At 73.6% G+C, this 25,180-nt stretch carries 22 protein-coding genes and 3 tRNA genes; 9 read left to right on the top strand and 16 right to left on the bottom strand.

Annotated features, from left to right (window positions below; genetic code table 11):
- The first annotated feature begins 170 nt into the window (after nt 1–170).
- Nucleotides 171–1,820 carry a long-chain fatty acid--CoA ligase gene (locus ACSUPT_RS14170; RefSeq protein WP_403498175.1) on the top strand — a complete coding sequence of 550 codons (1,650 nt, stop codon included), beginning with the start codon at nt 171–173 and terminating at the stop codon, nt 1,818–1,820.
- A gap of 85 nt (nt 1,821–1,905) precedes the next feature.
- On the opposite strand, the gene ACSUPT_RS14165 is transcribed toward ACSUPT_RS14170, so the two are convergent.
- Complete coding sequence (locus ACSUPT_RS14165) at nt 1,906–6,159, bottom strand: PAS domain-containing protein (protein ID WP_436944525.1); 4,254 nt, start codon at nt 6,157–6,159, stop codon at nt 1,906–1,908.
- A gap of 160 nt (nt 6,160–6,319) precedes the next feature.
- Nucleotides 6,320–6,778 (bottom strand): SSI family serine proteinase inhibitor, encoded by a 459-nt coding sequence (locus tag ACSUPT_RS14160; RefSeq protein WP_351966105.1) that lies wholly within the window; start codon nt 6,776–6,778, stop codon nt 6,320–6,322.
- Nucleotides 6,779–6,986: 208 nt separating this feature from the next.
- Between ACSUPT_RS14160 and ACSUPT_RS14155 the strand changes: the two genes are divergently transcribed.
- The 6 genes from ACSUPT_RS14155 (at nt 6,987) to ACSUPT_RS14130 (ending at nt 11,819) form a co-directional block, all read left to right on the top strand.
- Nucleotides 6,987–7,077, top strand: a tRNA-Ser gene (locus ACSUPT_RS14155).
- A 750-nt stretch (nt 7,078–7,827) separates the two neighbouring features.
- A tRNA-Arg gene (locus ACSUPT_RS14150) sits at nt 7,828–7,900 on the top strand.
- A 112-nt stretch (nt 7,901–8,012) separates the two neighbouring features.
- Nucleotides 8,013–8,396: a hypothetical protein gene (locus ACSUPT_RS14145; protein ID WP_436944522.1), complete on the top strand. Its 384-nt coding sequence runs from the start codon at nt 8,013–8,015 to the stop codon at nt 8,394–8,396.
- Nucleotides 8,393–9,250, top strand: a complete 858-nt coding sequence (locus tag ACSUPT_RS14140; protein ID WP_399218693.1) for a DUF2797 domain-containing protein — start codon at nt 8,393–8,395, stop codon at nt 9,248–9,250. The genes ACSUPT_RS14145 and ACSUPT_RS14140 overlap by 4 nt, the downstream gene beginning before the upstream one ends.
- Before the next feature lie 256 nt (nt 9,251–9,506).
- The gene (locus ACSUPT_RS14135; RefSeq protein WP_436944520.1) at nt 9,507–11,012 is read left to right on the top strand and encodes an MFS transporter; all 1,506 of its coding nucleotides are present in this window, start codon (nt 9,507–9,509) and stop codon (nt 11,010–11,012) included.
- A 30-nt stretch (nt 11,013–11,042) separates the two neighbouring features.
- Nucleotides 11,043–11,819: a TetR/AcrR family transcriptional regulator gene (locus ACSUPT_RS14130; RefSeq protein WP_351966101.1), complete on the top strand. Its 777-nt coding sequence runs from the start codon at nt 11,043–11,045 to the stop codon at nt 11,817–11,819.
- 237 nt (nt 11,820–12,056) lie between these two features.
- On the opposite strand, the gene ACSUPT_RS14125 is transcribed toward ACSUPT_RS14130, so the two are convergent.
- Nucleotides 12,057–13,625, bottom strand: coding sequence for an MDR family MFS transporter (locus ACSUPT_RS14125; protein ID WP_361654106.1), 1,569 nt, complete (start codon nt 13,623–13,625; stop codon nt 12,057–12,059).
- A gap of 35 nt (nt 13,626–13,660) precedes the next feature.
- Nucleotides 13,661–14,248, bottom strand: coding sequence for a MarR family winged helix-turn-helix transcriptional regulator (locus ACSUPT_RS14120; protein WP_404146725.1), 588 nt, complete (start codon nt 14,246–14,248; stop codon nt 13,661–13,663).
- A 171-nt stretch (nt 14,249–14,419) separates the two neighbouring features.
- Between ACSUPT_RS14120 and ACSUPT_RS14115 the strand changes: the two genes are divergently transcribed.
- Complete coding sequence (locus tag ACSUPT_RS14115; protein ID WP_351966098.1) at nt 14,420–14,632, top strand: hypothetical protein; 213 nt, start codon at nt 14,420–14,422, stop codon at nt 14,630–14,632.
- A gap of 465 nt (nt 14,633–15,097) precedes the next feature.
- Here the strand turns inward: ACSUPT_RS14115 and ACSUPT_RS14110 are convergent, their stop codons facing one another.
- The 8 genes from ACSUPT_RS14110 to ACSUPT_RS14075 all read right to left on the bottom strand — a co-directional run bounded on the left by ACSUPT_RS14110 (nt 15,098) and on the right by ACSUPT_RS14075 (nt 20,250).
- Nucleotides 15,098–15,952 carry an RNA polymerase sigma factor SigF gene (locus ACSUPT_RS14110; RefSeq protein ID WP_351966097.1) on the bottom strand — a complete coding sequence of 285 codons (855 nt, stop codon included), beginning with the start codon at nt 15,950–15,952 and terminating at the stop codon, nt 15,098–15,100.
- Nucleotides 15,953–16,187: 235 nt separating this feature from the next.
- On the bottom strand, nt 16,188–17,024 hold the full coding sequence (locus tag ACSUPT_RS14105) for an RNA polymerase sigma factor SigF (RefSeq protein WP_436946213.1): 837 nt from the start codon (nt 17,022–17,024) through the stop codon (nt 16,188–16,190).
- A gap of 525 nt (nt 17,025–17,549) precedes the next feature.
- On the bottom strand, nt 17,550–17,843 hold the full coding sequence (locus ACSUPT_RS14100; protein ID WP_351966095.1) for a Dabb family protein: 294 nt from the start codon (nt 17,841–17,843) through the stop codon (nt 17,550–17,552).
- Nucleotides 17,844–17,851: 8 nt separating this feature from the next.
- On the bottom strand, nt 17,852–18,016 hold the full coding sequence (locus tag ACSUPT_RS14095) for a hypothetical protein (protein WP_189534700.1): 165 nt from the start codon (nt 18,014–18,016) through the stop codon (nt 17,852–17,854).
- A 450-nt stretch (nt 18,017–18,466) separates the two neighbouring features.
- Nucleotides 18,467–18,554, bottom strand: a tRNA-Ser gene (locus tag ACSUPT_RS14090).
- A gap of 160 nt (nt 18,555–18,714) precedes the next feature.
- Nucleotides 18,715–19,143 (bottom strand): tRNA adenosine(34) deaminase TadA, encoded by a 429-nt coding sequence (tadA, locus tag ACSUPT_RS14085; RefSeq protein WP_399218802.1) that lies wholly within the window; start codon nt 19,141–19,143, stop codon nt 18,715–18,717.
- A 155-nt stretch (nt 19,144–19,298) separates the two neighbouring features.
- A complete protein-coding gene (locus ACSUPT_RS14080) occupies nt 19,299–19,823 on the bottom strand; it encodes a tRNA adenosine deaminase-associated protein (RefSeq protein WP_351966094.1) in 525 nt (174 codons plus the stop codon).
- Nucleotides 19,824–20,067: 244 nt separating this feature from the next.
- Complete coding sequence (locus ACSUPT_RS14075) at nt 20,068–20,250, bottom strand: hypothetical protein (RefSeq protein ID WP_351966093.1); 183 nt, start codon at nt 20,248–20,250, stop codon at nt 20,068–20,070.
- A gap of 90 nt (nt 20,251–20,340) precedes the next feature.
- On the opposite strand from ACSUPT_RS14075, the gene upp reads away from it, so the two are divergent.
- Nucleotides 20,341–20,976: a uracil phosphoribosyltransferase gene (gene upp, locus ACSUPT_RS14070; RefSeq protein ID WP_028964060.1), complete on the top strand. Its 636-nt coding sequence runs from the start codon at nt 20,341–20,343 to the stop codon at nt 20,974–20,976.
- 317 nt (nt 20,977–21,293) lie between these two features.
- Here upp and ACSUPT_RS14065 read toward each other — a convergent pair whose 3' ends face one another.
- From ACSUPT_RS14065 to ACSUPT_RS14050, 4 genes are all read right to left on the bottom strand, one after another.
- Entirely contained in the window at nt 21,294–21,941 is a 648-nt protein-coding gene (locus tag ACSUPT_RS14065; protein ID WP_436944515.1) for a LytR C-terminal domain-containing protein, read from the bottom strand.
- Between the two features lie 120 nt (nt 21,942–22,061).
- The gene (locus tag ACSUPT_RS14060) at nt 22,062–22,358 is read right to left on the bottom strand and encodes a type II toxin-antitoxin system VapB family antitoxin (protein WP_003999914.1); all 297 of its coding nucleotides are present in this window, start codon (nt 22,356–22,358) and stop codon (nt 22,062–22,064) included.
- Nucleotides 22,359–22,617: 259 nt separating this feature from the next.
- Nucleotides 22,618–24,138 carry a M28 family metallopeptidase gene (locus ACSUPT_RS14055; protein WP_436944513.1) on the bottom strand — a complete coding sequence of 507 codons (1,521 nt, stop codon included), beginning with the start codon at nt 24,136–24,138 and terminating at the stop codon, nt 22,618–22,620.
- A 207-nt stretch (nt 24,139–24,345) separates the two neighbouring features.
- Complete coding sequence (locus tag ACSUPT_RS14050; protein WP_351966827.1) at nt 24,346–24,954, bottom strand: HhH-GPD-type base excision DNA repair protein; 609 nt, start codon at nt 24,952–24,954, stop codon at nt 24,346–24,348.
- Nucleotides 24,955–25,180 lie beyond the last annotated feature (226 nt).

Below are 25,180 nucleotides of genomic sequence, written 5' to 3'. Positions count from 1 at the left end.
TGTGCGTGCGCGCTGGATGTTTCACGTGAAACCAGGCGCGGCGGCCCAGCCGTGCGCAAGGATGTTTCACGTGAAACCGCGTACTCCGGGGTAGTGACATACCGCGCGGTATGGGCGCAGAATCTGCACACCACATCGCCGCCGTAGCGAGCGCCCACCAGGAGGACGCCGTGCTGAGCACCATGCAGGACGTACCGCTGACCGTCACCCGCATCCTGCACCACGGGATGACGATCCACGGGAAGTCGCAGATCACCACCTGGACCGGTGGACCGGAGCCGCACCGACGCAGCTTCGCCGAGGCCGGCGCCAGGGCCACGCGGCTCGCCAACGCCCTGCGCGACGAACTCGGCATCACCGGCGACGACCGCGTCGCCACCCTCATGTGGAACAACGCCGAGCACGTCGAGGCCTACCTCGCCATACCCTCCATGGGCGCGGTCCTCCACACGCTCAACCTGCGGCTCCCCGCCGAGCAGCTCATCTGGATCGTCAACCACGCCGCCGACCGCGTCATCCTGGTCAACGGCAGCCTCCTCCCCCTCCTAGCGCCGCTCCTCCCGCACCTGCCGACCGTCGAGCACGTCGTCGTCGCCGGCGCGGGCGACCGCTCCGTCCTGGACGACGCCGCGCCGCAGGTCCACGACTACGAGGAGCTGATCGCGGGCCGCCCGGACACCTTCGACTGGCCGGAGCTGGACGAACGCCAGGCGGCGGCCATGTGCTACACCTCCGGCACCACCGGCGACCCCAAGGGCGTCGTCTACTCGCACCGCTCCCTCTACCTGCACTCGATGCAGGTCAACATGAGCGAGTCCATGGGCCTCACCGACCGCGACACGACCCTCGTCGTCGTCCCGCAGTTCCACGTGAACGCCTGGGGCCTGCCGCACGCCACCTTCATGAGCGGCGTCAACATGCTGATGCCCGACCGCTTCCTCCAGCCCGCCCCGCTCGCCGAGATGATCGAGAAGGAGCGGCCGACGCACGCCGCCGCCGTCCCCACCATCTGGCAGGGCCTCCTCGCCGAGGTGATGGCCAACCCGCGCGACATCTCCTCCATGGCCAACGTCACCATCGGCGGCGCCGCCTGCCCGCCCTCGCTGATGGAGGCGTACGACAAGCTCGGCGTCCGCCTCTGCCACGCCTGGGGCATGACGGAGACCTCCCCGCTCGGCACCATGGCGTTCCCGCCGGCCGGGCTGACGGAGGAGGAGGCGTGGCCGTACCGCATCACGCAGGGCCGCTTCCCGGCCGGCGTCGAGGCGCGGCTGATCAGCCCGACCGGCGAGACCCTGCCATGGGACGGCGAGTCCGCCGGCGAGCTGGAGGTGCGCGGCCCGTGGATCGCGGGGGCGTACTACGGCGGCGCGGACGCCGAGCCGCTGCGCCCCTCGGACAAGTTCAGCGAGGACGGCTGGCTGCGGACCGGCGACGTGGGCGTCATCAGCCCGGACGGCTACCTCACCCTCACCGACCGCGCGAAGGACGTCATCAAGTCGGGCGGCGAGTGGATCTCCTCGGTCGAGCTGGAGAACGCGCTGATGGGCCACCCCGACGTCGTCGAGGCCGCCGTCGTTGCCGTCCCCGACGAGCGGTGGGGTGAGCGCCCCCTCGCGACGGTCGTCCTCAAGGACGGCGTGGACGCCGACTACGAGACGCTCCGCGCGTTCCTCGCGGAGTCCGGCATCGCCCGCTGGCAGCTGCCCGAGCGCTGGGCGGTCGTCCCTGCGGTCCCGAAGACGAGCGTCGGCAAGTTCGACAAGAAGGTGATCCGCAAGCAGTACGCGGACGGCGAGCTGGACGTCACGAAGCTGTAGCCGGTGGGGAATCCGCTGTAGTGCGCGAAGAAAGGGGGAGGGGTGAGCCGGCCGGCTCACCCCTCCCCCTCTTCGTGCGCTGCCGCTAGTTGGTGCCGATCTTCGCGAGCAGGTCGACGATCCGCGACTGCACCTCGGGGCTCGTGGACCGCTCCGCCAGGAACAGCACCGTCTCGCCCGACGCCAGCTGCGGCAGGTCCGCCTCGTCCAGCCCCGCCGACGTGTAGACGACCAGCGGGGTCCGGTTCAGATGGCCGTTGGCGCGCAGCCAGTCGATGATCCCGGCCCGCCTGCGCCGCACCTGCATCAGGTCCATGACGACCAGGTTGGGCGGCAGTTGTGTGGCCAGCGCGACCGCCTCGCCGTCCGTCGCCGCCCGCTGCACCCGCATACCGCGCCGCTCCAGCGCGGCCGCCAGCGCGTGCGCGATCTCGTCGTGCTCCTCGATCAGCAGGACCCGTGACGGGTGCTGCTCGCTGTCGCGCGGCGCCAGCGCCTTGAGGAGTACGGCGGGATCGGCGCCGTACGCCGCCTCCCGCGTCGCCTGGCCCAGGCCGGCGGCCAGCAGCACCGGCACCTCGGCCGCCACCGCCGCCTGGCGCAGCGACTGCAGCGCGGTACGCGTGATGGGTCCGGTCAGCGGGTCGACGAACAGGGCCGCCGGGAACGCGGCGATCTGCGCGTCGACCTCCTCGCGGGAGTGCACGATCACCGGCCGGTAGCCCCGCTCGGTCAGCGCCTGCTGGGTGGTGACGTCCGGGGCGGGCCACACGAGGAGGCGGCGCGGGTTGTCCAGCGGCTCCGGCGGCAGCTCGTCGTCCACGGGCTGCGGCTGCGGCTCGTTGGCCACCTCCACGGCGCCGCCCGGCCCGTCCAGCGGCTCGGGGCCCTCGTCCGCGCCCTCGTCCGGTGCCCCTATCTCGTACGCGCGGCCCTCGGCGGCCGGGGCGGACAGCAGCTGCTGACCGGGGGACGCGGGGCCGTGCGGCACCGGCGCCGGGGTTCCCGCCGCGGGGGTCGCGGCGGGCGGTACGGGGGCGGGCGCCGCCGGGGCCGGCTGCGGGTCGGTCGCCGGGGGCGTGGCCAGCTTGCGCCGCCGCCCGGAGCCCGTGCCGGGGGCCGTACCCGTGCCTGCCGCCGGGGCCGCCGCGGTGCCCGTTCCATGGGCGGGCGTCGGGTGCGGGCCGGTGGCGGTCTGCTGGGCGAACGGCACGCCCTGGCCGAGGGTGCGGACACTGAACGCCCGGCCCTGCGTGGAGCCCGCCGCGTCGACGGGCAGGCCGTTGGGCGGCGTGCCGGGAACGGGCGCCGGTGCCTGCGGTCCCGTGCCCGCCGGGGCCGGGGGAGCCACGGCACGGCGCCGACCGGTGGGCGCGGCGGGCTCGGGCGCGGCCGACGCACCCTGTCCGGGCGCCGGCTGGGCGCCGGGGGGAACGGGGATGCCGGGCGCGGCGTCCGGAGCCGGGGCGCCGGGAGCGGGCGGCACGGGGACGCCCGGCGCGGCCGGTCCCGCGGGCGCCGTCGGTGCGGCCACGGGTGCGGCGGGCGGCGGTACGAGCGTGCCCGCAGCGCCTTCCGCGCCCGGGGTTCCCGGTACGGCGGGCGGCACCGCGGCGGCCGGAGGCACAGGGGTGCCCGGCGGGACCGGGATGGGGTGCGGCTGCGGCGGCGTGTGGTCGGAGCCGGGAGGCACCTGTACGGCGTCGTGGCGGCTGTCCTGGCCGCCCGCGGCAGCCGGAACCGGAGCGCCCGGCGGGACCGGGGCGCCCGGCGGAACCGGAGGGCCCGGCGGGACCGGAGCGGCAGGCGGGACCGGCCGGGCCTGAGACGCCTGGGCCGCGGGCGCTGCCACGGCCGGGCGGGCCGTCTGGGCGGGCTGCGCCTGGCCGCCCGCCGGCTCGCCGGCCTGGACGCGGTCCGCCTCCGCCGGGGGCAGCGCGAACGCCGCCCTCCCAGAGGCCTCGGCGGCGCGCTCCTGGCCCGCGGCGAGCGCCCGGCGCGCACGGCGCCCGGCAGGCGCGGGAGCCGAGCCCTGCGCCGGTACAGGCGCGGGCCCCTGCTGCGGTACGGGAGCGGGCGGAAGCGCCGGTACGGCACCCTCCTGCACGGGGCCGCGACGCGCACGGCGCCCGGCACCCGGCACGGCGTCGCCGACCGGGACGCCCTGCGGCGGCACGGTGTCGCCGAGGCCCGCGGGGCGGGACTGCGCGGGCGACTCGGCGGCCATCACGACGGAGCCCTCCGCAGCCGGTGCGGCCTCGGCGGGGCTGGGCCGCCCGCGACGGCGACCGGTCGGCTCGGCGCCGCCGGGGTCCTGCGCGGGTACGAGCCGCTGCTCACCGGTCGTGTCACCGGTGGGCGCGGCGGCGCGGCGGCGGCCGGTCGGCGGGGCCGCCACGGGGTCCTCCGCACGGACCGGACTGTCGAGGAAGGCGTCCGTCGAGGCCCGCCGGGCCCGCCGACGCCCCCCGCCCGAGGTCGCGTCACCAGCGGACGCCGTACCGGAACCCGCACCGGGGCCCGACTGCTGCGCGGGCAGCGCCACGGCGACGCCCCCCGCGCCCGCACCCGCGGTGACGCCCTCAGCCGGGGTGCCGTCCCCGGAACCCACGGCCGGAGCCCCCGAAGCGCCCTCGCTCTGCGGGGCGGTGGGCGCGACGGCCCCGCCCCCGGCGCCCAGCGGGACCTCCAGCACGTACGCGCTGCCGCCCGTACCGGGCACCTCGTGCGTCTGGAGGACACCGCCGTGTGCCCTGACGATCCCGCGCACGATCGGCTCGTGCACCGGGTCGCCGCCCGCGTACGGCCCGCGCACCTCGATCCGTACGACCTCGCCGCGCTGGGCCGCTGCCACCACGATCGTCGAGTCGGTGTAGCCGCCGTCCGCGACGACGCGCGCCTTGCCCGTGGAGTCGACGCCCGCGACGTCGGCGACGAGGTGCGCGAGCGCCGTCGCCAGGCGCACCCCGTCGATCTCCGCCTCGATGGGCGGCGCGTGCACCGCGAACTGCACCCGGCCCGGACCGATCAGCTCGACGGCGCCGTCGAGGCCGCTCGCCACGACCGCGTCGAGCAGCACCAGCTCCTTGCGCAGCTCCTCCTCGCCCGTGTCGAGCCGCTGGAAGCCGAGGACGTTGTCGACGAGGGTCGTCATCCGGGAGTACCCGGCGGCCAGGTGGTGGAGGATCTGGTTGGCCTCGGGCCACAGCTGCCCGGCCGGGTCGGCGGCGAGCGTGCCCAGCTCGCGGCGCAGCTCCTCCAGCGGGCCGCGCAGCGACTCGCCCAGAACGGCGGTCAGCTGGGCGTGCCGCCCGGCGAGGGACTCGTACCGCTTCTCCGCGTCGGCGAGCCGCTCCTCGTACGAGGCGGTCTCGGCCTCGTGCTTCCCGGCCAGCTCGGCGGCCTCGGTCTCGTACTTCTCGGTGAGCGCCGCCGCTTCGCTCTCGTACTTCTCCGTCAGCGCGGCGGTCTCCGCCCGGTGCTTCTCCGTCAGGGCGGCGAGCTGCTCGGCGTGCTCCTCGGCGAGCTGCTCGTACGGCCGCCGGTCCGCGAACGTCATGACCGCGCCGACCAGCTGGTCCCCGTCCCGCACGGGGGCGGTCGTCAGGTCCACCGGAACGGCGGAGCCGTCCTTCGCCCAGACGACCTGCCCCCGGACGCGGTGCTTCCGCCCGGAGCGCAGCGTGTCGGCGAGCGGCGACTCGTCGTACGGGAAGGGCTCGCCGTCCGCACGCGAGTGCAGCATCAGCGGGTGGAGCTCCTTGCCGCCCATGTCGCTGGCCCGCCAGCCGAGGATCTGCGCGGCGGCCGGGTTCACCAGGACGATGCGCCCGTCGGTGTCCGTGCCGACGACGCCCTCGGACGCGGCGCGCAGGATCATCTCGGTCTGCCGCTGCGAACGGGCCAGCTCGGCCTCGGTGTCGACGGTGCCGGAGAGGTCGCGGACGACGATCATCAGCAGCTCGTCGCCGCTGTACGAGCTCGGCCCGTACGAGTCGTACGCCTTGTCGCCGTCCTCCAGGCCGGCGCTGGTCACCTCGACGGGGAACTCGCTGCCGTCCGTCCGCCGGGCCACCATGCGGGCCGGCTTGGTGCGGCCGAGCCGGTCGGCGGCCTCCGGGCGCCGCATCGAGCCGGGGATGAGCCGCGAGTCGAACGCGGGCAGCAGGTCCAGCAGTCCGCGCCCCACGAGTGCCGTGCCGGGCGTCTCGAACATCTCGAGCGCGATGGTGTTGGCGTTGACGACCGTGCCGTTGGTGTTGACGAGGACCAGCCCGTCGGGCAGGGCGTCGAGTATGGCTGCGAGGCGAGCAGCGCCTCGGGATGGCCTGCTGCTCACGACGACGCTTCCTCCCGCACTGACCTACTGCCACTTACGGAAGGGAGTCTAAGGGCTGGGGGTGTGGGAGGGGCGGTGGATGAGGGGGAGCTCTGCGCCAGGTTGTGTGCGCGCGGCGTACGCCCCCAGCCCGTGATCACCGGTGAACGCGCCCGGTCCGCTACGACCGCGCCTGCGGCAGGACCGGCTGGAGGTTCTCCCAGCGGGCGATCTCGCAGCCGTTCGTCCGGGCGAAGCGGGCGTCGATGTCGCGGCCCTGCCAGGTGCCGGTGACGCGGGCGGTGGCCGGACCGCCGTGCTGCTGGGTGCACATCCGGTCCTGCGGGACGGGGGCGAACGGGTCCTGGCCGCCCTCGGAGAGCTCGGCCAGCCGGGCGCAGGCCCGGTCGGCGCGCGGATGGGTGCCGCTGCCGTCGTCGCCGTCGCACTCCAGCTTGAACGTTCCGTCCGCTGTCGGGTTGCCGGACCGCTCCACGGTGATCGTCAGTGTGTCGGGGCCGGGCGCGAGCAGCGGCGGGAGCTGCGGCAGGGGCGGCAGCGGGGAGGCGGCGGCGAGGGGCGCGGCGACGCCGAGGGCGGCGACGGAGGCGGCGGTGGTCAGGGCGAGACGGCGCAGCATGCGTACTCCTGGGTGCTCGGGAACCGTGCGGGGCACCGGCGGGGCCCGGCTCCCCACTCCTCTAACGCTGCACCGGCCGCCGCGTTGCGCAACCGTAAGCCTTTGCCCTGCGGCCCCGGCGCCTAGTACCGTGGACGGCGATTGGTGACGCGGCCCCCGGCTGTGTCATCATCTGCACGCACCACACGCGCGAGCGCGGGTGCTGTTTGGAGGCGTCGCCTAGTCCGGTCTATGGCGCCGCACTGCTAATGCGGTTTGGGCTTTACCGTCCATCGAGGGTTCAAATCCCTCCGCCTCCGCACCTTGACCAGGGAGTTCGGCCATCGGGCCGGACTCCCTGAGTCGTTTCCGGCGACTTCCGGCTGAGGGGCGCCGCCGGGTGCGGGTCTGCCTGTACGAGCGGCACGGCGTGTGGTGGTCGGTACGGCGCGTGGTCGGTACGGCGCGGGACGCCTCCCGCTCGGGCGGCCCTCTGGGGCGCCCGTCCAACTGTGCCCGTTCGGGTGCGCCCCGATTGGCGTACGCCTCCGCTCCGGGGTGCGGCGCGTGCGCGTTTTCCTCCGGTCGGCACGCGCCCCCGTGCGCGTACTCCACTGTTCGGGGCGCCCCGTGCGCGGTCGCCTCCGGTCGGGGCGCGGCCCGTGCGTGGTCGTGGTCGTCTCCGGTCGGGGCGCGGCCCCATGCGCGTGTGCCAGCTGGTGGCGGTGTCTCCCGATCGCGTGGGCGCCTGCCTGCCTGCGTGCCGTGCGCCCCGCTCGGGCGCGCGCTCCGGGCGCGGGCCCCGCTCGGGTGCGCCCCGAGGCGCCGGGCTCCCCGAGGCCGCCCCGGCCCGCGCCGGCGTGCTCCGGGCGGCAGCCAACCCGGGCCGATCCGGCCATCCCGCCTTGCAAAGCGCGCCCGCAGGAGCGTCTGGGGGGTGATTTGCCCAGGTTGTGCCCGGTATGGCTAATGGATTTCGCGTCCCGGCGCAGGTCATGTAATGTTGTTCTCGCAACGCCGACCGGGCCGAAAAGCCCGGGAGGAAAGCCAGGGAGTAAGATCACTGGCAGGCACTCGTAGCTTAACGGATAGAGCATCTGACTACGGATCAGAAGGTTGCAGGTTCGAATCCTGCCGAGTGCACAGCAGAGCGAGAGGCCCCGGAGAGATCCGGGGCCTCTCGCGTTGTCCGGGTGCGGTGGGGGGTGGGCCGGGGCCGGTGGGGGTGTCGGTGGGGTGTGGAACAGTGGCGCGCATGGTGGTGGATGCCGCTGAGCGGCGGTTTGTGCTGGGGGAGCTGCCCGTGCTGCTGCTGGGGGGTGCCCCTTTGCGCGGGGTGCTGCCCGAACTGCGGGTGGTCGACGGGCGGGTGTCCGTGTGCGAGGGGTGGGCCGTGGTGGCGCGGATCACCTTGTGTGTCGTCGACGGGCCCGGGGATGCCGGGTGCGTGATGCCCGGGGCGCTGACCGCCGAGGAGTTCCCGCACCTCGCCGAATGGTGCGACGCCGTCGAGCGGGCCGGTGGCGCCGTCGTCATGTCGCTTGACGCCCTGCCCCCCGCCGGCCAGGCCCTCGACTGGGACGCGCTGCTGTTCGGCGGGTCGCGAGGGGGGTTCATGCCCGCGCTCACCGCGTCGTGAGCGGCGGGTGGCGCAGCCGCGGGGTGCGGTGGCGTGACGGCCGGCCCGTCTGGGCCTGGGAGGGCGGGCGGACCAGCCCCCTCTCGTACGGGCGGCCGCTGGCGTTCCGGGTCGTCGGGGAGCGGCTGTGCCCGGGGGCGCGCGGCAACGCCTGCCCCGAGCGGGCCGTCGTCGGCGCCCGCGGCACCGGCGGGCTGTGCCCCTCGTGCGCGCGCCTGGACCGGGCGCATTCCGTCGCCGCCGACACCGCGCTCGACGACCCGCGGGTCTTCCGCGTGTACCTCGCCTGGTTCGGCGGCGGCCTCGTCAAGGTCGGCATCACCGCCGAGGAGCGGGGCGACGCGCGGCTGCTGGAGCAAGGGGCCGTCGCCTTCGCCTGGCTCGGGCGAGGGCCCCTGATGGCCGCGCGGCGGACCGAGGAGGTGCTGGGAGCCGCCCTCGGCGTGCCCGACCGGATCCCGTACGCCGCCAAGCGCCTCGCCCGCGTGCACCTGCCGGGCGCGGCGGAACGGGCCGCCGAGGTGGAGCGGCTGTACCGGGCCGCGCGCGCCGTACCGGGGTGGGACGACACGCTGGAGGTACTGCCGCCCGCCGGGGTGCGGGACCACGCCGGGGTGTTCGGGCTCGACCGGGTGGCGCGGGTCGACGGGATCGTCGGCGCCGCGGGCGGACTGGTCGCCGGAGGGGAACTGGCGGGCACCCTCCTCGCCGTCGCCGGGCCCGATCTGCATCTGGAGCTGGACGACGGACGGCAGGTCGTCCTCGACGGCCGGCTCGTCGCCGGCTGGCAGCTCGACCGGGGCAGCGGGCGGACGACCCTTCCCGTGGACGTCGTCCAGAGCGGGCTCTTCTGACCTGACGGTCCGCCTGGCGGGTCTCGGACCGCCGGTTGCTGCCCGGCGGGGCTGCTCGTTTCGGGTGCTGGCTGCTGGCTGCTGGCTGCTGGCTGCTGGCTGCTGGCCGGGGCCGGGGCCGGGGTCGGACGCTGAACTGCGGCGTGGCTGGCCTGAACGTGTCGCGTCACTGGCCGGATTAATTGCTATACGTCGTACGACGATCTCTTGTACGGTGTACAGCACCTCATCCCTTACATCGTACAAGGAGACGCTCTTGACGGCGACGACCGCCGGGAACCCGAACACCGCCGCCGCGCCCACCGGCGGCCACCCGCAGCGCTGGCTGATCCTCGGCGTCATCTGCCTCGCCCAGCTCACCGTGCTGCTCGACAACACCGTCCTCAACGTGGCCATCCCCTCCCTCACCCGGGAGCTGGACGCCTCTACCGCCGACATCCAGTGGATGATCAACGCGTACGCGCTCGTCCAGTCCGGCCTGCTCCTCACCGCCGGCAACGCCGCCGACCGCTACGGCCGCAAGCGGATGCTGCTCACCGGCCTGGCGCTGTTCGGCGTCGGTTCGCTCGCCGCCGGACTCGCGCAGAGCTCCGCCCAGCTGATCGCCGCCCGCGCGGGCATGGGCGTGGGCGGCGCGCTGCTGATGACCACGACCCTCGCGGTCGTCGTGCAGATCTTCGACGAGGCCGAACGCGTCAAGGGCATCGCCATCTGGTCCACCGTCAGCTCCCTCGGCTTCGCGGCCGGCCCGCTGCTCGGCGGTTTCATGCTCGACCACTTCTGGTGGGGCGCGATCTTCCTGGTCAACCTGCCCGTCGCCGCCGTCGGACTGGTCGCCGTCGCCGTGCTCGTACCGGAGTCCAGGCACAAGCAGGGCGACCGGCCCGACCTGCTCGGCGCCGTGCTGTCCACGATCGGCATGACGTCCCTCGTGTACGCGATCATCAACGGCCCCGACCACGGCTGGCTGTCCGGCCAGGTGCTCGTGTCGGCGGCGCTCGGCCTGCTGGCGATGGGCGTCTTCGCGTTCTGGGAGCTGCGCACCCCGCACCCGATGCTGGACATGCACTTCTTCCGCAACCAGCGGTTCGTCGGCGCCGTCGCGGGCGCGATCCTCGTCGCGTTCGGCATGACGGGGTCGCTGTTCCTCCTCACCCAGCACCTGCAGTTCGTCCTCGGGTACGACCCGCTCGACGCGGGCCTGCGGACGGCGCCGCTCGCGCTGACCGTCGTCGTGCTGAACCTGAGCGGCGTCGGCGCCCGGCTGCTGCCGAAGCTCGGCACGCCCGGCACGATCGCCCTCGGCATGGCCCTGGTCTCCGGCGGCCTCGCCTCGATCGCGCTGCTCGGCGCCCACGGCTACGGCGGGATGCTGCTCGGCCTGGTCGTGATGGGCGCCGGCGTCTCCCTGTCGATGCCGGCCATGGCCAACGCCATCATGAGCGCGATCCCGCCGGAGAAGGCCGGCGTCGGCGCCGGGATCAACGGCACCCTCGCCGAGTTCGGCAACGGCCTCGGCGTCGCCGTCCTCGGAGCCGTGCTGAACGCCCGGTTCACGGCGCTCGCCTCGGTGGCGGCCGCGTCGCTGCCCGCGGCGCTGGCCGCGGCCGACGGGCCGGCGGAGCGCGCCCGTATCGCCGACGCCTTCGCGGCCGGCCTGGAGACCAGTCAACTCGTCGGCGCCGTAGCCGTCCTGGCGGGTGGCCTCCTCGCGGCGCTGCTGCTGCGGCGCGCGGAGCGGGGTACGAAGGCCGGGGCATAGCATCGGCCGCACGGAAAGAGGAGGAAGCCCATGGCGGCGGCAGCCGACCGCGACACGAAGCGCCCGGTGCGGATGAGCGTCTGGCTGGACGGCAAGGCGGCGTCGTCGCGCGGCCGCCGGGCGGGCGGCGACCACCCGTCCGGCCTGGACCGGGACCGCATCACCGAGGCGACCGTGCGCCTCCTGGACGCGGAGGGGGCGGAGAAGTTCTCCATGCGCCGCCTGGCCGCCGAGCTGAACGTCACGGCGATGTCGCTCTACTGGTACGTCGACTCCAAGGACGACCTGCTGGAGCTGGCCAGCGACGCGGCGGCCGGCGAGGTCCGCCTGCCCGATCCGGACGCGGACGCCGACTGGCGCGACCAGCTCCGGGAGCTGGCGCAGGGGTACCGGGCGCTGCTGGTCCGCCACCCGTGGCTGTCGCCTCTGGTGGGACGCTTCCTGAACGTCGGCCCCAACTGGTCGGCGCTCGCCGTGTGCGTGCAGCGGCTGATCACCAAGACGGGGATGGCGCCCGAGCGGCAGGCGGGCGGCATCGCGGCGGTCTTCCAGTTCGTGTACGGCTTCGGCACCATCGAGGGCCACTTCCGCAAGCGGTGCGCGGAGGCGGGCATGGGCCAGGACGAGTACTACACCCGGGCCATGGGCGCGATCGGCGGCCGCGCGGACCTGGCCCCCGTCATGGAGGCCGGGCGGGAGATCGTCGAGGCACGGGGCGGGGCGACGGTGGACGAGATGCGGGACCGCGACTTCACGGTCGCCCTGGACCTGCTGATCGCCGGCATCGAGGCCCAGATCCCCCGGTAGCGGCGGCCGGTCGGTGACCGCGCCCGGGCCGGTACGGCGCCGGGCCGTACGGGCGGTGAGGCCGGCCGAGCCGGTGCGGCGGGGGCCGTACGGGCGGTGTAGCCGCGGGGGTGCGGAGCCGCGCGGATGGGTGAGGCCCCGGTGGCGGGCCGGGGGCGTCCCCTGCCTGCCCTGCCTGCCACCGGGGCCTTCGTCCGGGCGTGCCGCTCTCCGCTCAAGGGCGGCGCGCCCGGAGTATCAGTGGGTCGCGTTCTTCAGCGCGACCTCGCGGATGAAGAGGGTCACCAGGAAGGCGAGCAGGGCGAACGGCGCCGAGTAGAGGAAGACGTCGCCCACGGCGTGCCCGTACGCGCTCTCCATCACCTGGCGGGCCGGCGCCGGGAGCTTGTCCAGGTCCGGGATGCCGCCGCCGCCCGTCCCGCCGTGGCCCAGGGCCGCGCCCTTCGGGCCGAGGGCGGCGAGGCCCTCCTTCACGTACTCGGTCACCTTGTTGCCCATCACGGCGCCCAGCGCGGAGACGCCCACGGCGCCGCCGAGCGACCGGAAGAACGTGACGACCGACGACGCGGCGCCGAGGTCCCGCGGGGCGACCTGGTTCTGGGTGCACAGGACCAGGTTCTGCATCATCATGCCGATGCCCAGGCCGAGGACGGCCATGAACAGCGCCACGTGCCAGTACGCCGTGTCGTAGCGGATCGTGCCGAGCAGGCCGAGGCCCGCGGTCACCAGCACGCCACCGCTGACCAGCCACGCCTTCCAGCGGCCCGTCTTGGTGATGATCTGGCCGGAGACGGTGGACGAGAGGAACAGGCCCGCGATCATCGGGATCGTCATGACACCGGACATCGTCGGCGACTTGTCCCGCGCGAGCTGGAAGTACTGGCTGAAGAACACCGTCCCGGCGAACATCGCCACACCGACGAACAGCGACGCGAGCGACGCGAGGGCGATCGTCCGGTTCCGGAACAGCCGCAGCGGGATGATCGGTTCCGCGGCGCGGGCCTCGACGGCGACGAACAGCGCGCCGAGCACCACCGAACCGCCCACCATCGCGGCGGTCTGCCAGGACAGCCAGTCGTACTTGTCGCCCGCGAAGGTCACCCAGACGAGCAGGAGCGACACGGCGGCGCTGATCAGGGCCGCGCCCGACCAGTCGACCTTCACCTCGCGCCGGACCACCGGCAGGCGGAGGGTCTTCTGCAGCACGAGCAGGGCCAGCACGGCGAACGGCACGCCGACGTAGAAGCACCAGCGCCAGCCGAGCCAGTCGGTGTCGGTGATGACGCCGCCGAGCAGCGGGCCGCCGACCGTCGCGACGGCGAAGACGGCGCCGAGGTAGCCGGAGTAGCGGCCGCGCTCGCGCGGGGAGATCATCGCGGCCATCACGATCTGCGCCAGCGCGGACAGACCGCCGACGCCTATGCCCTGGACGACCCGGCAGGCGATCAGCATGCCGGAGCTCTGCGACAGTCCGGCCACGACCGAGCCGACGACGTAGATGACGAGCGAGAACTGCACCAGCAGCTTCTTGGAGAACAGGTCCGCGAGCTTGCCCCACAGGGGGGTCGTCGCGGTCATGGCCAGCAGCGACGCCGTGACGACCCAGGTGTAGGCGCTCTGGCCGCCGCCGAGGTCGGTGATGATCTCGGGGAGGGCGTTGGAGACGATCGTCGACGAGAGGATGGCGACGAACATGCCGAGCATCAGCCCGGACAGCGCCTCCATGATCTGCCGGTGCGTCATCGGCGTGCCGCCGGCCGCGCCGGCGTCGCCGTCCCGCACTCCGGACGGGGTGGTCGTGGCCATGTACTTCCTTATCGGTGCGTCGTCGTCTGCTTCTTCTACGTGTGGGGCCCTGTCGTCGCCGGGGCGGGCGCCGACGCCGGGGCCGTAGCCGGGACTTCCGCCCGGACCGGGGCTTCGGTCCCGGCGGGGGCTCCGGCCCGGACCGGTGGCCGGAGGTCCGGTGACGGCGGGGCCGCCGGCGGCCGCAGCTGCGTCCGGGCGTCGCCGAAGGACGCCCGCAGGCGGGTCAGCAGCGTGACCAGGCGGCCGACGTCGTCGTCGGACCAGTCCCGCAGGCGGTCCGCGAACAGGTCCGTGGTCCGTCGGCCGAGGTCGTCCAGCACCTCGCGCCCCGAGGGGGTGAGGCGCAGGATGCGGGAGCGCCGGTCCCCCGGATCGGGTGACCGCTCCACCCAGCCGTGCTCCACGACATGGGCGACGTGCCGGCTGGTGACCGACATGTCGATGGCGAGGAGCTCGGCGAGCCGGCTCAGCCGCATGTCCCCGTACCGGTCCAGCAGGGCCAGCACGGCGGCGGCCCCACTGGGGCACTCGGTGGGGAGCAGCCGCGCGATCCCGCGCTTGACGACCCCTACGGCGCTGATCTGACGGGCCAGCTCCTCGTACTGTCCGCGTGCTGCCACGGCGGACACCTCCGCATCTTGTTGCTTAGAGCAACCATAGAATCAGATGGTTGCTACAGGCAAACGAAATGGGCGGACATACGGCCAAAGACCTGGCAAAGAAAGGCCAAGATCGACTCCGGTGGCGACCGGGGTGGGGCGCGGGGCCGCGATTCGCTAGGGTCCTGCCCCATGGCACACAACCCGCACGCCCCTCAGGGCCCCGAAGGCAACTACGACCCCGCGGGCTCGACCCAGATGTTCCGCGCCTTCGTCGACGAGGGCGCGCCCCAGCGGCAGCAGCAGGCCGTGGTCCAGTCCGCCGGCCCCCGCGTCGGCCTGATCGTCGGCATCGTCGTGGCGGCCCTGGTCGTCGCGGGAGTCGCCTGGCTCGCGCTGGGCTGAGCGTCGCCGCCGATGGGCGGTGGACGGCAGGCAGTGGCCGGCGGCCGGAGCCGGTAGCCGGTAGCTGTGGCCGGTGGTGCCGGGGGCATACGTGGTGTGCGGCTCCGGGCCCCGGTGGTCCGGTGCGCCGTGGTGCGCCCGCGCGCGGCGCGGCGGCCCGGGCGCCCGGTGGGTCGCGCGGCCGGTCGCGGTGCGCCCGTGCGCCGCGCGCCCTGTGGCGCACCCGCGCGCAGGGGCGCGGCCCCGGGCCCCTGGTGGTGCGTGCGGGCGCTGTGGTGCGCCCGTGCGCGGTGCGGTGTGGGGCGGTGCTCGGGGAGTGCGGGGTGCGCGGGCCGCGCGTGCGTCGGGCGGTGCGCGGGGGGTGGGTCGCGTGGGGTGCCGGGGGCGCCCGGAGCCGTACTTCTGGAAAAGCCTCGGCCCGGCCGCCGGGGTGGTCCACGGGGCCGGGCCGGAGGTGCGGCCGGGTCAGTCCGCGATGAGGCCCTCGCGCAGCTGCGCCAGTGTGCGCGTCAGCAGCCGTGAGACGTGCATCTGCGAGATGCCGACCTCCTCGCCGATCTGCGACTGCGTCATGTTCGCGAAGAACCGCAGCATGATGATCTGCCGCTCCCGCGCCGGGAGTTTGGCCAGCAGCGGCTTCAGCGACTCGCGGTACTCGACGCCTTCGAGCGCGCTGTCCTCGTAGCCGAGACGGTCCGCGAGCGAGCCCTCGCCGCCGTCGTCCTCCGGCGACGGCGAGTCGAGCGACGACGCGGTGTACGCGTTGCCGACGGCGAGGCCGTCGACCACGTCCTCCTCGGACACGCCCAGCACGGCGGCGAGTTCGGGCACGGTCGGGGAGCGGTCCAGCTTCTGCGCCAGCTCGTCGCCGGCCTTCGTCAGCGCCAGTCGCAGCTCCTGGAGGCGGCGCGGCACCCGCACCGACCACGAGGTGTCACGGAAGAAGCGCTTGATCTCACCGACGACCGTCGGCATGGCGAACGTCGGGAACTCCACGCCCCGTTCGCAGTCGAACCGGTCGATCGCCTTGATCAGGCCGATCGTGCCGACCTGGACGATGTCCTCCATCGGCTCGTTGCGCGAGCGGAAGCGGGCGGCCGCGTACCGCACGAGCGGCAGGTTGAGCTCGATGAGCGTGTCGCGCACGTACATCCGCTCCGGGCTGTCCGCCGCGACCCCCGCCGCGTCCAGCGCGCGCAGGCGGAGGAACAGGGAGCGGGAGAGCGTGCGCGTGTCGATGGCTTCCGAGGTCTCGGGAAGCGCGGCCGGTTCGCTCTGCGCGAGCGTGAGAACCTTCGAGCTGCCCTGTTCTGCGGACATGCCACCCCCTTGAGGTCGCGGACGGTCGCGTGAGCCGCGACCATCGGAGGAACGCAGCCTCCACGTGAGATACCGGCGCCGAGACTGCGGCAAACGCGGTTCCAGCAGAATGTCACATGTCGGCAACACGCTGTAGTGACTTGTCGACATGGAGGCCGTCGGTATGCGCTGGAAACAAGGGCTGTGCGGCTTTTGGAGCGGCTGATTGCGGGCCAAACGGCTCTACCCGTTCGAGCTACGCCTCGATCCTGTTTGCGGACCTCAACCGGGCGAAGCTCCGCGCGAGCAGCCTTGACACATGCATCTGGGAGACGCCGAGCTCCTGGCTGATCTGGGACTGCGTCAGGTTGCGGTAGTAGCGGAGCATCAGGATCCGCTGCTCGCGCTCGGGCAGCTGGACGAGCAGGTGCCGTACGAGGTCGCGGTGTTCGACACCGGCGAGGGCCGGGTCCTCGTAGCCGAGCCGGTCGAGCAGTCCGGGCAGCCCGTCGCCCTCCTGGGCCGCTTCCAGCGAGGTCGCGTGGTACGAGCGGCCGGCCTCGATGCAGGAGAGGACCTCCTCCTCGGAGATTTTCAGGCGCTCGGCGATCTCGGCGGTCGTGGGCGACCTGCCGTGAAGGGTCGTCAGGTCCTCGGTGGCGCCGTTGACCTGCACCCACAGCTCGTGGAGGCGGCGCGGGACGTGGACCGTGCGGACGTTGTCGCGGAAGTACCGCTTGATCTCGCCGACGACGGTGGGCATCGCGAACGTGGGGAACTGCACTCCCCGGTCCGGGTCGAACCGGTCGATGGCGTTGATCAGCCCGATCGTGCCGACCTGGACCACGTCCTCCATCGGCTCGTTGCGCGAGCGGAAGCGGGCGGCCGCGTACCGGACGAGCGGGAGGTTGGCCTCGATGAGGGCCGCGCGGACGCGGGTGTGCTCCGGTGTGCCGCGCTCCAGCTTCTTCAGCTCGCCGAAGAGGACCTGGGTGAGCGCGCGGGTGTCGGCGGTCCTGCGGACCCGGGCTTCCTGCTCGGGGGTGGGGTGGGGGCGCGGTTCGGGCGTGGGGTCGCTCTGCGGGGCCGTCACGGGGGCCGGGTGCGACTGGGGGGCGGTCTCCGGGGCCGGGCGCGCGGGCGGGGCGGTCTCCGGGGCCGGGCGCTGCGCGGCGGCGGGGTCGGTGGCGGGGCGCTGTGCGGCGGCGGGGTTGGCTGCCTGGCGGGCGGGGTCGGGGGCCGGGCGGGCCGGGTCCGCGGCCTGGCGGGCCGGGTGGCGGGCCGGCGGTGCGGTGGGGGCCCCGGCGCGGGGGCCGGTCCGGGGCCGGCCCGAGGGCGCGCCCTGGGGGTCGGTGGGCCTCGCCGGTTCGCTCTGCTGCTCGTTCTGGGGTGGCACCTGGTGAGGCGTGGTACTGGCCGGCACGTTCACGCCACCCCTTCACGGCTAGCGGTCAACTTCGGTCAAGTCCTCCGTCAAAAGCGGTCATAGCATCACAAGACATGTCCACTGTGTGCAAGCACCCCATAACGCCGTGTTGGGGCCCGGAAAGCGGCCCGAAAAGAGAAGCCCCGCACCACACGGTGCGGGGCTTCTCCCGGAAGTCTGCTGCGGGACGGCTCAGAACTCGTAGTCCGCGACCACCCAAGTGGCGAACTCGCGCCACTGCCCGGCGGCCGCCTGGTGGGCCGGGTGCTCGACGTACCGCTTGAGGGCGTCCAGGTCCTCGACGGCGGAGTTGATGGCGAAGTCGTACGCGATGGGGCGGTCGCTGATGTTCCAGGCGCACTCCCAGAACGTCAGCTCCGGGATGATGCCGCCCAGCTCCCGGAAGGCCCGCACTCCCGCCTCGACGCGCGGCTCGTCGCGTCGGACACCCTCGTTGAGCTTGAAGAGGACCAGGTGGCGGATCACTCGGACTCCTAGTTGATGAGGGCGGTCATGAACTCGCCCACCGCTTGAGCGGCGCTCGAAATGCCCTCGAAGCCTATCTGCACGAGGTCGGCGGCGCGCTCGGGGGACTGGATGATCGTGTAGAGCACGAAGACGGTGAGCGCGTAGAGCGTGATCTTCTTCGCCTGCGCCATCGTCCCTGTCTCCCCGTCTCTCCCTGCGATTGCCTCGGCGGTCGGGTGAGTCTAACCGAGCTCCGAGGGGCCGGGACCGTCGAAGATCCGGGCCGTTTGCCGCTCTTGGGGACGCGGGCCCGGGATGCGCGGTTCCGCCGGGCCGGGTGGGCGTCCGGTGCCTCTCCTGCCGCGCGCGGCGCCCTACTTGGGCGCGGAGGGGGTGGGTGCGGGCGTGCGCTCGGGCGGCCGTACGCGGGGCGAGCCGGGCGAGGGCGGGCGGCGGTGTGGAACCCGTACGGTGCGGGCCGTGCGCCCGCGGTCTTGGCGCCGGGGCTTGGCTTGGGGTGTCGGCGCCTGGGGGCTGGGGCTTGTGTCCGGGGCCTTGGGCCTGGGGCCTTGCGGTACGGGGCCGTTGGAAACGCGAAACACCCCTCCGGATCGCGTTTCCGCGCTTCGGAGGGGTGTTGCTGGCGGTAGCGGAGGGATTTGAACCCTCGGTGACTTGCGCCACACTCGCTTTCGAGGCGAGCTCCTTCGGCCGCTCGGACACGCTACCGAGAGAGAGCTTAGCCCAAAGGTGCCCCGACGCAGAAATCCGTATCCGCGGTGGTGGCGGCCACCGGGCCGGGGCGACGGTCCGGCGGTTCGACGGCCGGCTGTCGGCGGTCGGTGGTCAGCGGGTCGGTGGTCAGCGGTCGGCGGTCGGTGGTCGGTGGTCAGCGGTCGCGGAAGAAACGGGTGAGCAGTCCGGCGCACTCCTCGGCCAGCACGCCGTGGACGACCTCGGGACGGTGGTTGAGCCGCCGGTCCCGTACGAGGTCCCACAGCGAGCCGACCGCGCCGGCCTTCTCGTCGAGCGCGCCGAACACCAGCCGGTCCACGCGGGACTGGACGAGCGCGCCCGCGCACATCACGCACGGCTCCAGCGTCACGACGAGCGTGCAGCCGGTCAGCCGCCACTCGCCGAGCCGCTCGGCCGCGCGGCGCAGCGCCAGTACCTCGGCGTGCGCGGTGGGGTCGCCGGTCGCCTCGCGCTCGTTGTGGCCGGTAGCGAGGAGGGCGCCGTCCGGGCCGAGCACCACCGCTCCGACCGGCACGTCGCCGGCCAGCGCGGCGCGCTCGGCCTCCGCCAACGCCCGCTCCATGGGCGCCCGCCAGGGGGCGCGCACGGGGTCGGGTGCGGAGTCCTGGCCCCGCACGGGGCCGGGACCGGGGCCGGCGTCGCGCCCTGGGGCGGTGGCGCCGGCGGTCGGAGATATGGGGTCGGGCGCCGCGGGCTCGCCCGTCGAGGGGGCGGGCACTAGCGGACGGTCTCCAGCATCTCGGAGGCCCCGAGCGCGTCCGCGATCTCGGTGAGGGCGTCGGTGTCCAGAGCCAGCAGCTCCTTCTCCGACATGCCCAGGTCGTCAAGGATCAGCCGGTCGCCGACCGGCGCGGCGGGCACGCTCTCGGGCGCCGCCTGCGTCTCCTCCTCGGTGTCGTCCGGCTCCCCGTCCTCGGTGCCGTCCAGGTCCAGCGCGTCCAGGTCGGCGGTGTCGTCGGCCCGGTCGTCGCCCAGCAGTTCCCTGGTGAGGATCTCCCCGTACGAGGAGCGGGCGGCGGCCGCCCCGTCCGACACGAAGATGCGAGGGTCTTCCTCGCCCTCCACGCGGACGATGCCGAACCACGCGTCCTCCTGCTCGATGAAGACGAGCACCGTGTCGTCGTCCGGCGAGGCTTCGCGGGCCAGGTCGGTCAGATCCGCCAGGGTCTCCACATCGTCGAGCTCTGTGTCGCTCGCTACCCACCCGTCTTCGGTGAGCGTGAGCAGTGCGGCGAAGTACACCGTGACTCTCCCACTGATCAGAGGTGTGACGATCGGGCGGCATGCTCCTGAATGCCCCGCCCACTCGGCATCGTGGCAGATGCGGCGCCTCAAGGAGAGGTGTTCCGCTCTTGCGTCGTGCACCAGTCTGAGCCCCTGACCCGGTCGGCGTCACCCCGGCCCCCGTACTCCCTGACCGGCCGTGACGATGATCACGAACCGTCGTGCGGGGCGGTGCGGGGGACGGGGCACCGCGGGGGCGCGGTCACCAGCGGAACGTCCGCATGCGCATCTGCTGCCGCATCCGGGCCGCTCTCGCGCGGCGCGGCTGGACGCGTTCGCGGAGGGCTCTCGCCTCGTTCAGCTCACGCAGGAACTGCGCTCTGCGCCGCCTGCGGTCCGCGTCGTCCGCTGCCTTGCGGTCCCCGGATTCTTCCTGGTCAGGCATGGTCTCACCACCACCCCGCGGATGCGTTCGTCCGACTCCACCTTCCCTCCGGCGCGTGGGTTGATGCCAGTGCGGGCTACTGTTGTGGGCATGCGGACCCACGTCGTCGACCACCCGCTGGTGGCGCACAAACTCACCACACTGCGCGACAAGCGCACCGACTCCCCCACCTTCCGGCGGCTCGCCGACGAGCTGGTGACCCTGCTCGCGTACGAGGCGACGCGTGACGTGCGCACCGAGCAGGTCGGCATCGAGACGCCGGTCACCGCGACGACCGGTGTGAAGCTGTCGCATCCGCGCCCGCTGGTGGTGCCGATCCTGCGCGCCGGCCTGGGCATGCTCGACGGCATGGTGCGGCTGCTGCCGACCGCCGAGGTGGGCTTCCTCGGCATGATCCGCAACGAGGAGACGCTGGAGGCGTCGACGTACGCCACGCGGATGCCCGAGGACCTGTCCGGGCGCCAGGTGTACGTCCTCGACCCCATGCTCGCCACGGGCGGCACGCTGGTCGCGGCGATCCGCGAGCTGATCAAGCGCGGTGCCGACGATGTGACGGCGGTCGTGCTGCTGGCGGCGCCGGAGGGCGTCGAGGTGATGGAGCGCGAGCTGGCCGGCACACCGGTGACCGTCGTGACGGCCTCGATCGACGAGCGCCTCAACGAGCACGGCTACATCGTCCCCGGCCTCGGCGACGCGGGCGACCGGATGTACGGGACGGCCGAGTAGTCCCCCCGGCGCGCGGCCGCCCCGAGGGGGTCGCGCGCCGGATGTACGGGCCCCTGACCGCTGCTGCGGCCGGGGGCCCGCTCTTTGTCCTGTACGGGGGCTGGGCGGGGGCGCGGGGGCTCGGCGGGTGGCTGGGCGGGCGCGCGGGGCGCGGCGGGCGGCTGGGCGGGGCGCGGCGGGGCGGGCAGGGCTCTGCGGGCGCGCGGGACTCGGCGGGCGGCTGTGCGGGCGCGGGACGGGTGGCTGTGCGGGGCGCGGGGGGTACGCGGCCCCGTGCAGAGGCGTCCGCGGGGTGCGTCGGGCCGCGTGGCTGTCGGCTACTGGCGCTTCGGGGCGCAGTGGGCGGGCGTCGGGGACGGCTTCGGGTGCAGCAGGGCGGTCATCGAGGCCGTCGCGTCCTGCGGGGCGGCGAGCGAGGTGAACGCCGTACCGATGATCAGGTCCACGTCGGCCGTCGCCCGGGTGTCCGTCTTGGTCGCGGCGCCCTTCAGCTGCGTGCCGAGGACCGGGAAGGCGCCCTTCGCGGCGCCCGGCGCGCCCAGGAGGATGCCGGGGCCGGGGACCTTCTTGTCGTAGGCGGCCGGGGCGTTTCCGACCTTGCCGATGGTGAAGCCGCGCTTCTTCAGCTCGTCGGCCGTGGCCTTGGCCAGTCCGGCACGGGGGGTCGCGTTGTAGACGTTCACGGTGATGGCGGCCGGCTTCGGGAAGACCGCCGCCTGCGTCGCGGCCGTCGCCTTGGCGGGCTTGCACTCCTGGGCCGCCGCCGCCCGTACGGCGTCCGGGTCGCCGCCGCCGAACACGTTGATGAGCTGGAACGTCCCCCAGCCGGCCAGACCCAGCGCGGCGGCCGCGGCGACACCGGCGACCACGATCCGGCCGCGGCGGCGCGGGGGGCGCATACGGGGATACGCGGTTCCCGTGATGCGGTACTTTCCGCCCATACCGGGGGGAGTGAGCATGCTCATGGGCGCAGCGTAATGCGGCCCGCTGACTATGCCTACTAAACGATCAGCGACTGAGGGCCGGACGGGTGGGAAACGTCCCGGAAAGGGTCATTCCCGAACGGGATCAGTCCCCGAACGGCGTCAGTCGAGCTCCAGCACCCGGGCGTGCAGCACCTGGCGCTGCTGCAGCGCCGCGCGCACGGCGCGGTGGAGACCGTCCTCGAGGTACAGGTCGCCCTGCCACTTCACGACATGCGCGAAGAGGTCGCCGTAGAACGTGGAGTCCTCGGCGAGGAGCGTTTCGAGGTCCAGTTGGCCCTTGGTCGTCACGAGCTGATCGAGGCGGACCGGACGCGGCGCGACATCCGCCCACTGCCGGGTGCTTTCCCGGCCGTGGTCGGGATACGGCCGCCCGTTACCGATGCGCTTGAAGATCACACGGAAAGCCTACCGGGCAAGCGGCACCCGGCGCAGCCACGCGGCGGTGGATGCCCTCCCGAGAGGGACATGACGATCTCCGCAAAGGGGCCTTTTCGATCACATGGTCACGATGGGTGACACTCCGGCGGCCCGGAAGGCTCCGGGCAGGAGCGGGCCGCCGCGCCGCCTCCGGTCGTCGGCCGGATGGCGGCGCGGCGGCCACTCGTGGGTGACGCGCCCGTCCGTGTGCCGTCCGCGCGCCGTCCCGTCCGCGGCCCTACTCGGTGACCTCGTGGTCGTGGCCGTCGTGCAGGCCGCCGCCGCTGCCCGCGTCGCCGTCCGTGGGGACGGACTCGACCGGCTTGCGCAGCGAGCTCAGGTCGTGGGCGTAGGTGCCCACGGCGTTGGCGATGACGTCGATGTTGACGTCGAACGCGGCCATGCTGATGTTGTCCAGGTCGTCGCAGGCGGCGTGGTAGCAGGGGTCGTACGCCATGCCCGCCGTGCCGCCGAACTTCTCGGCCTGCTTGGCGGTCTTGATGCCCTCCGCGCCCGTGAACGTGCCGCCGGACGGGATGCCGACCTCGATGAACGGGCCGTAGTCGGAGCGGCCGGTGAAGTCCGTGCCCTCGTGCGGGTGGCCCTTCTTGTCGAGGAACGCGTTGATGTCCCGCTCCAGCTGGGCGGAGCCCGCCGGGCCGGCCGGGGCGCCGACGCCGTCGGAGTTGTCGCCGTCGTAGACGAACAGCCCGTAGTTGGGCGAGGCGATCATGTCGAAGTTGAGGTAGAGCTTGATCTCCTTGCGGCCGAGGTCGTCGAGCGCGCCGACGTAGTACTCGGAGCCGAGCAGGCCGTTCTCCTCGGCGCCCCACCAGGCGAACCGCACCTTGTTGGACGTCTTGTCCTTGTACTTGGCGAACTTCAGGGCGACATCGAGCAGGCCCGCCGAACCGGAGCCGTTGTCGTTGATGCCGGGGCCCGCGGTGACCGAGTCCAGGTGGGAGCCGAGCATCACCGTGTTCGCGGCGTTGCCCCGCTGGGTCTCGGCGATGACATTGCGCGTGACCCGCTGCTCCTGGAGCTGGCGGATCTCCACGTTCACCTCGACCGGGCCGGCCGCCACGGCGGCGGCCAGCGCCTCGCCGTCCGCCTTGGAGACGCCGCCCGTCGGGATCTTCGCGGCGTCGCTGGAGCCGAGCGTGCCGCTGAGGGTGCCCTCCACGTTGTTGTAGACGAGGGCGGCCACCGCGCCTGCCGCGGCGGCGTTGGCCTGCTTCACCGCGAAGGTGCAGCCGCCCCGCTGGATCAGGGCGACCTTCCCGGTGAACGCGCCCGCCGCGAAGTCCGCCGGCTCGCAGCCGTGCGTCCCGTCCCCGTCGACCGGGGCGGCGGCCAGCGCGGCCTTCGTGCCGCCGACCGGGGTCGACTTGGTGTACGTCATCGCGGAGACGGTCACGTCGCGCGGCTGGGGGGAGACGACGGCGAGCTTCTGCGCCAGCGTCTCCGTGTAGACGAACGGGAAATCCTGGTACGAGACGTCGTACCCGGCCTTCTTCAACTGCTGGTAGACATACGCGGCCGAGGCGTCGTAGCCGAGCGTGCCGGCCGCGCGGTTGCCTCCGGCCGTGTCGGCTATCTGCTGGAACTTCCGCAGGTGCTGGTGGGCGCTGTCGGCCGACGCCGAGTCGACCAGCCTGGCGGCCAGCTTCGACGCCTCCTTCGCCGGGGTGGCGCGGTCGGCGGAAGCGGGGGAGGCGGAGGCCAGCAGAAGCGGGGTCGCGAGTGCGGCTGCGGCCATGGCGGCCACGGCTCTGCGATGGGATGCGTTCACAGAGGTCCTTCCCGTACGGACGAGGTTGGAGGGGAAGCTAGCGACCGGTCGTGCTTCTGGGAACAGATCTCCCACAACTCGCGTCATTTTTTCGTACTTTTCGCGAAAGCTGTGGATGACCGGCCGCCCGACTTCCCCTCATGCGTCCACGCTTGGCGCATGACCGGACGACGACTACTCCTTCGACTTGTTCTCCTTCGCGGCCTTGGCCGCGCGCTTCGCCTCCTGCTTGTATGCGCGTACCTTCGCCAGCGACTCGGGGCCCGTGATGTCCGCGGCCGACCGGTATGAGCCCGCCTCCCCGTACGGCCCGGCCGCCTCCCGCCAGCCCTTGGGCCGCACGCCGTACCGCTTGCCCAGCAGCGCCAGGAAGATCTGCGCCTTCTGCTTGCCGAACCCCGGCAGCGCCTCCAACCGCGCCAGCAACTCCTTGCCACTGGTGGCGTCCCGCCACACCGCCTCGGCGTCCCCGTCGTACTCCTCGACGAGATAGCGGCACAGCTGCTGGATGCGCTGCGCCATCGAACCGGGATAGCGGTGCACCGCCGGCTTGGCGGACAGCAGCGCCGCGAACTCCTCGGGGTCGTGCGCGGCGATCGCGTGCGCGTCCAGGTCGTCGCCGCCCATGCGCTCGGCGATCGTGTACGGCCCTGAGAACGCCCACTCCATGGGGACCTGCTGGTCCAGCAGCATGCCGGTGAGGGCGGCCAGTGGGCTGCGGGAGAGGAGGGCGTCCGCCTCGGGCCGCTGGGCGAGATGGATCTCGGGGGTGGGGGTGCTCATGGACCGATGATCGTGCCCACCGCGCCCGCCTGCACGGCGGGGTGCGCCTGTGGGGTCACACCGGGGGCGGGACGGGGTGGCGGCGCGCGGTGGGGTGGGGGTGTGGCCGGGTGCCGGGTGCGGGGTGCGGTGCGTGCGGTGCCGAGGCGGGGCGTGGGGTGCGGGTGCGGCGGGGTGGGTGGGGGCTTCGGGGGGTGGGGTGGGGGAGGGGAGGGGGGAGGGGCCC

The organism is Streptomyces sp. SudanB25_2051 (assembly GCF_964272635.1).
Taxonomy (GTDB): Bacteria; Actinomycetota; Actinomycetes; order Streptomycetales; family Streptomycetaceae; genus Streptomyces.
The sequence above is the reverse complement of the archived record's forward strand: the minus strand, read 5'-3'. Positions and strand labels throughout refer to the sequence as shown.

Coding starts and splice junctions, on each gene's coding strand:
- ACSUPT_RS14160 (WP_351966105.1), bottom strand. CDS start 6,778: ATGCTGCGCCGTCTCGCCCTGACCACCGCCGCCTCCGTCGCCGCCCTC.
- ACSUPT_RS14145 (WP_436944522.1), top strand. CDS start 8,013: ATGGTGGTGGATGCCGCTGAGCGGCGGTTTGTGCTGGGGGAGCTGCCC.
- ACSUPT_RS14130 (WP_351966101.1), top strand. CDS start 11,043: ATGGCGGCGGCAGCCGACCGCGACACGAAGCGCCCGGTGCGGATGAGC.
- ACSUPT_RS14125 (WP_361654106.1), bottom strand. CDS start 13,625: ATGGCCACGACCACCCCGTCCGGAGTGCGGGACGGCGACGCCGGCGCG.
- ACSUPT_RS14115 (WP_351966098.1), top strand. CDS start 14,420: ATGGCACACAACCCGCACGCCCCTCAGGGCCCCGAAGGCAACTACGAC.
- ACSUPT_RS14110 (WP_351966097.1), bottom strand. CDS start 15,952: ATGTCCGCAGAACAGGGCAGCTCGAAGGTTCTCACGCTCGCGCAGAGC.
- ACSUPT_RS14095 (WP_189534700.1), bottom strand. CDS start 18,016: ATGGCGCAGGCGAAGAAGATCACGCTCTACGCGCTCACCGTCTTCGTG.
- tadA (WP_399218802.1), bottom strand. CDS start 19,143: ATGGAGCGGGCGTTGGCGGAGGCCGAGCGCGCCGCGCTGGCCGGCGAC.
- ACSUPT_RS14075 (WP_351966093.1), bottom strand. CDS start 20,250: ATGCCTGACCAGGAAGAATCCGGGGACCGCAAGGCAGCGGACGACGCG.
- upp (WP_028964060.1), top strand. CDS start 20,341: ATGCGGACCCACGTCGTCGACCACCCGCTGGTGGCGCACAAACTCACC.
- ACSUPT_RS14065 (WP_436944515.1), bottom strand. CDS start 21,941: ATGAGCATGCTCACTCCCCCCGGTATGGGCGGAAAGTACCGCATCACG.
- ACSUPT_RS14055 (WP_436944513.1), bottom strand. CDS start 24,138: ATGGCCGCAGCCGCACTCGCGACCCCGCTTCTGCTGGCCTCCGCCTCC.
- ACSUPT_RS14050 (WP_351966827.1), bottom strand. CDS start 24,954: ATGAGCACCCCCACCCCCGAGATCCATCTCGCCCAGCGGCCCGAGGCG.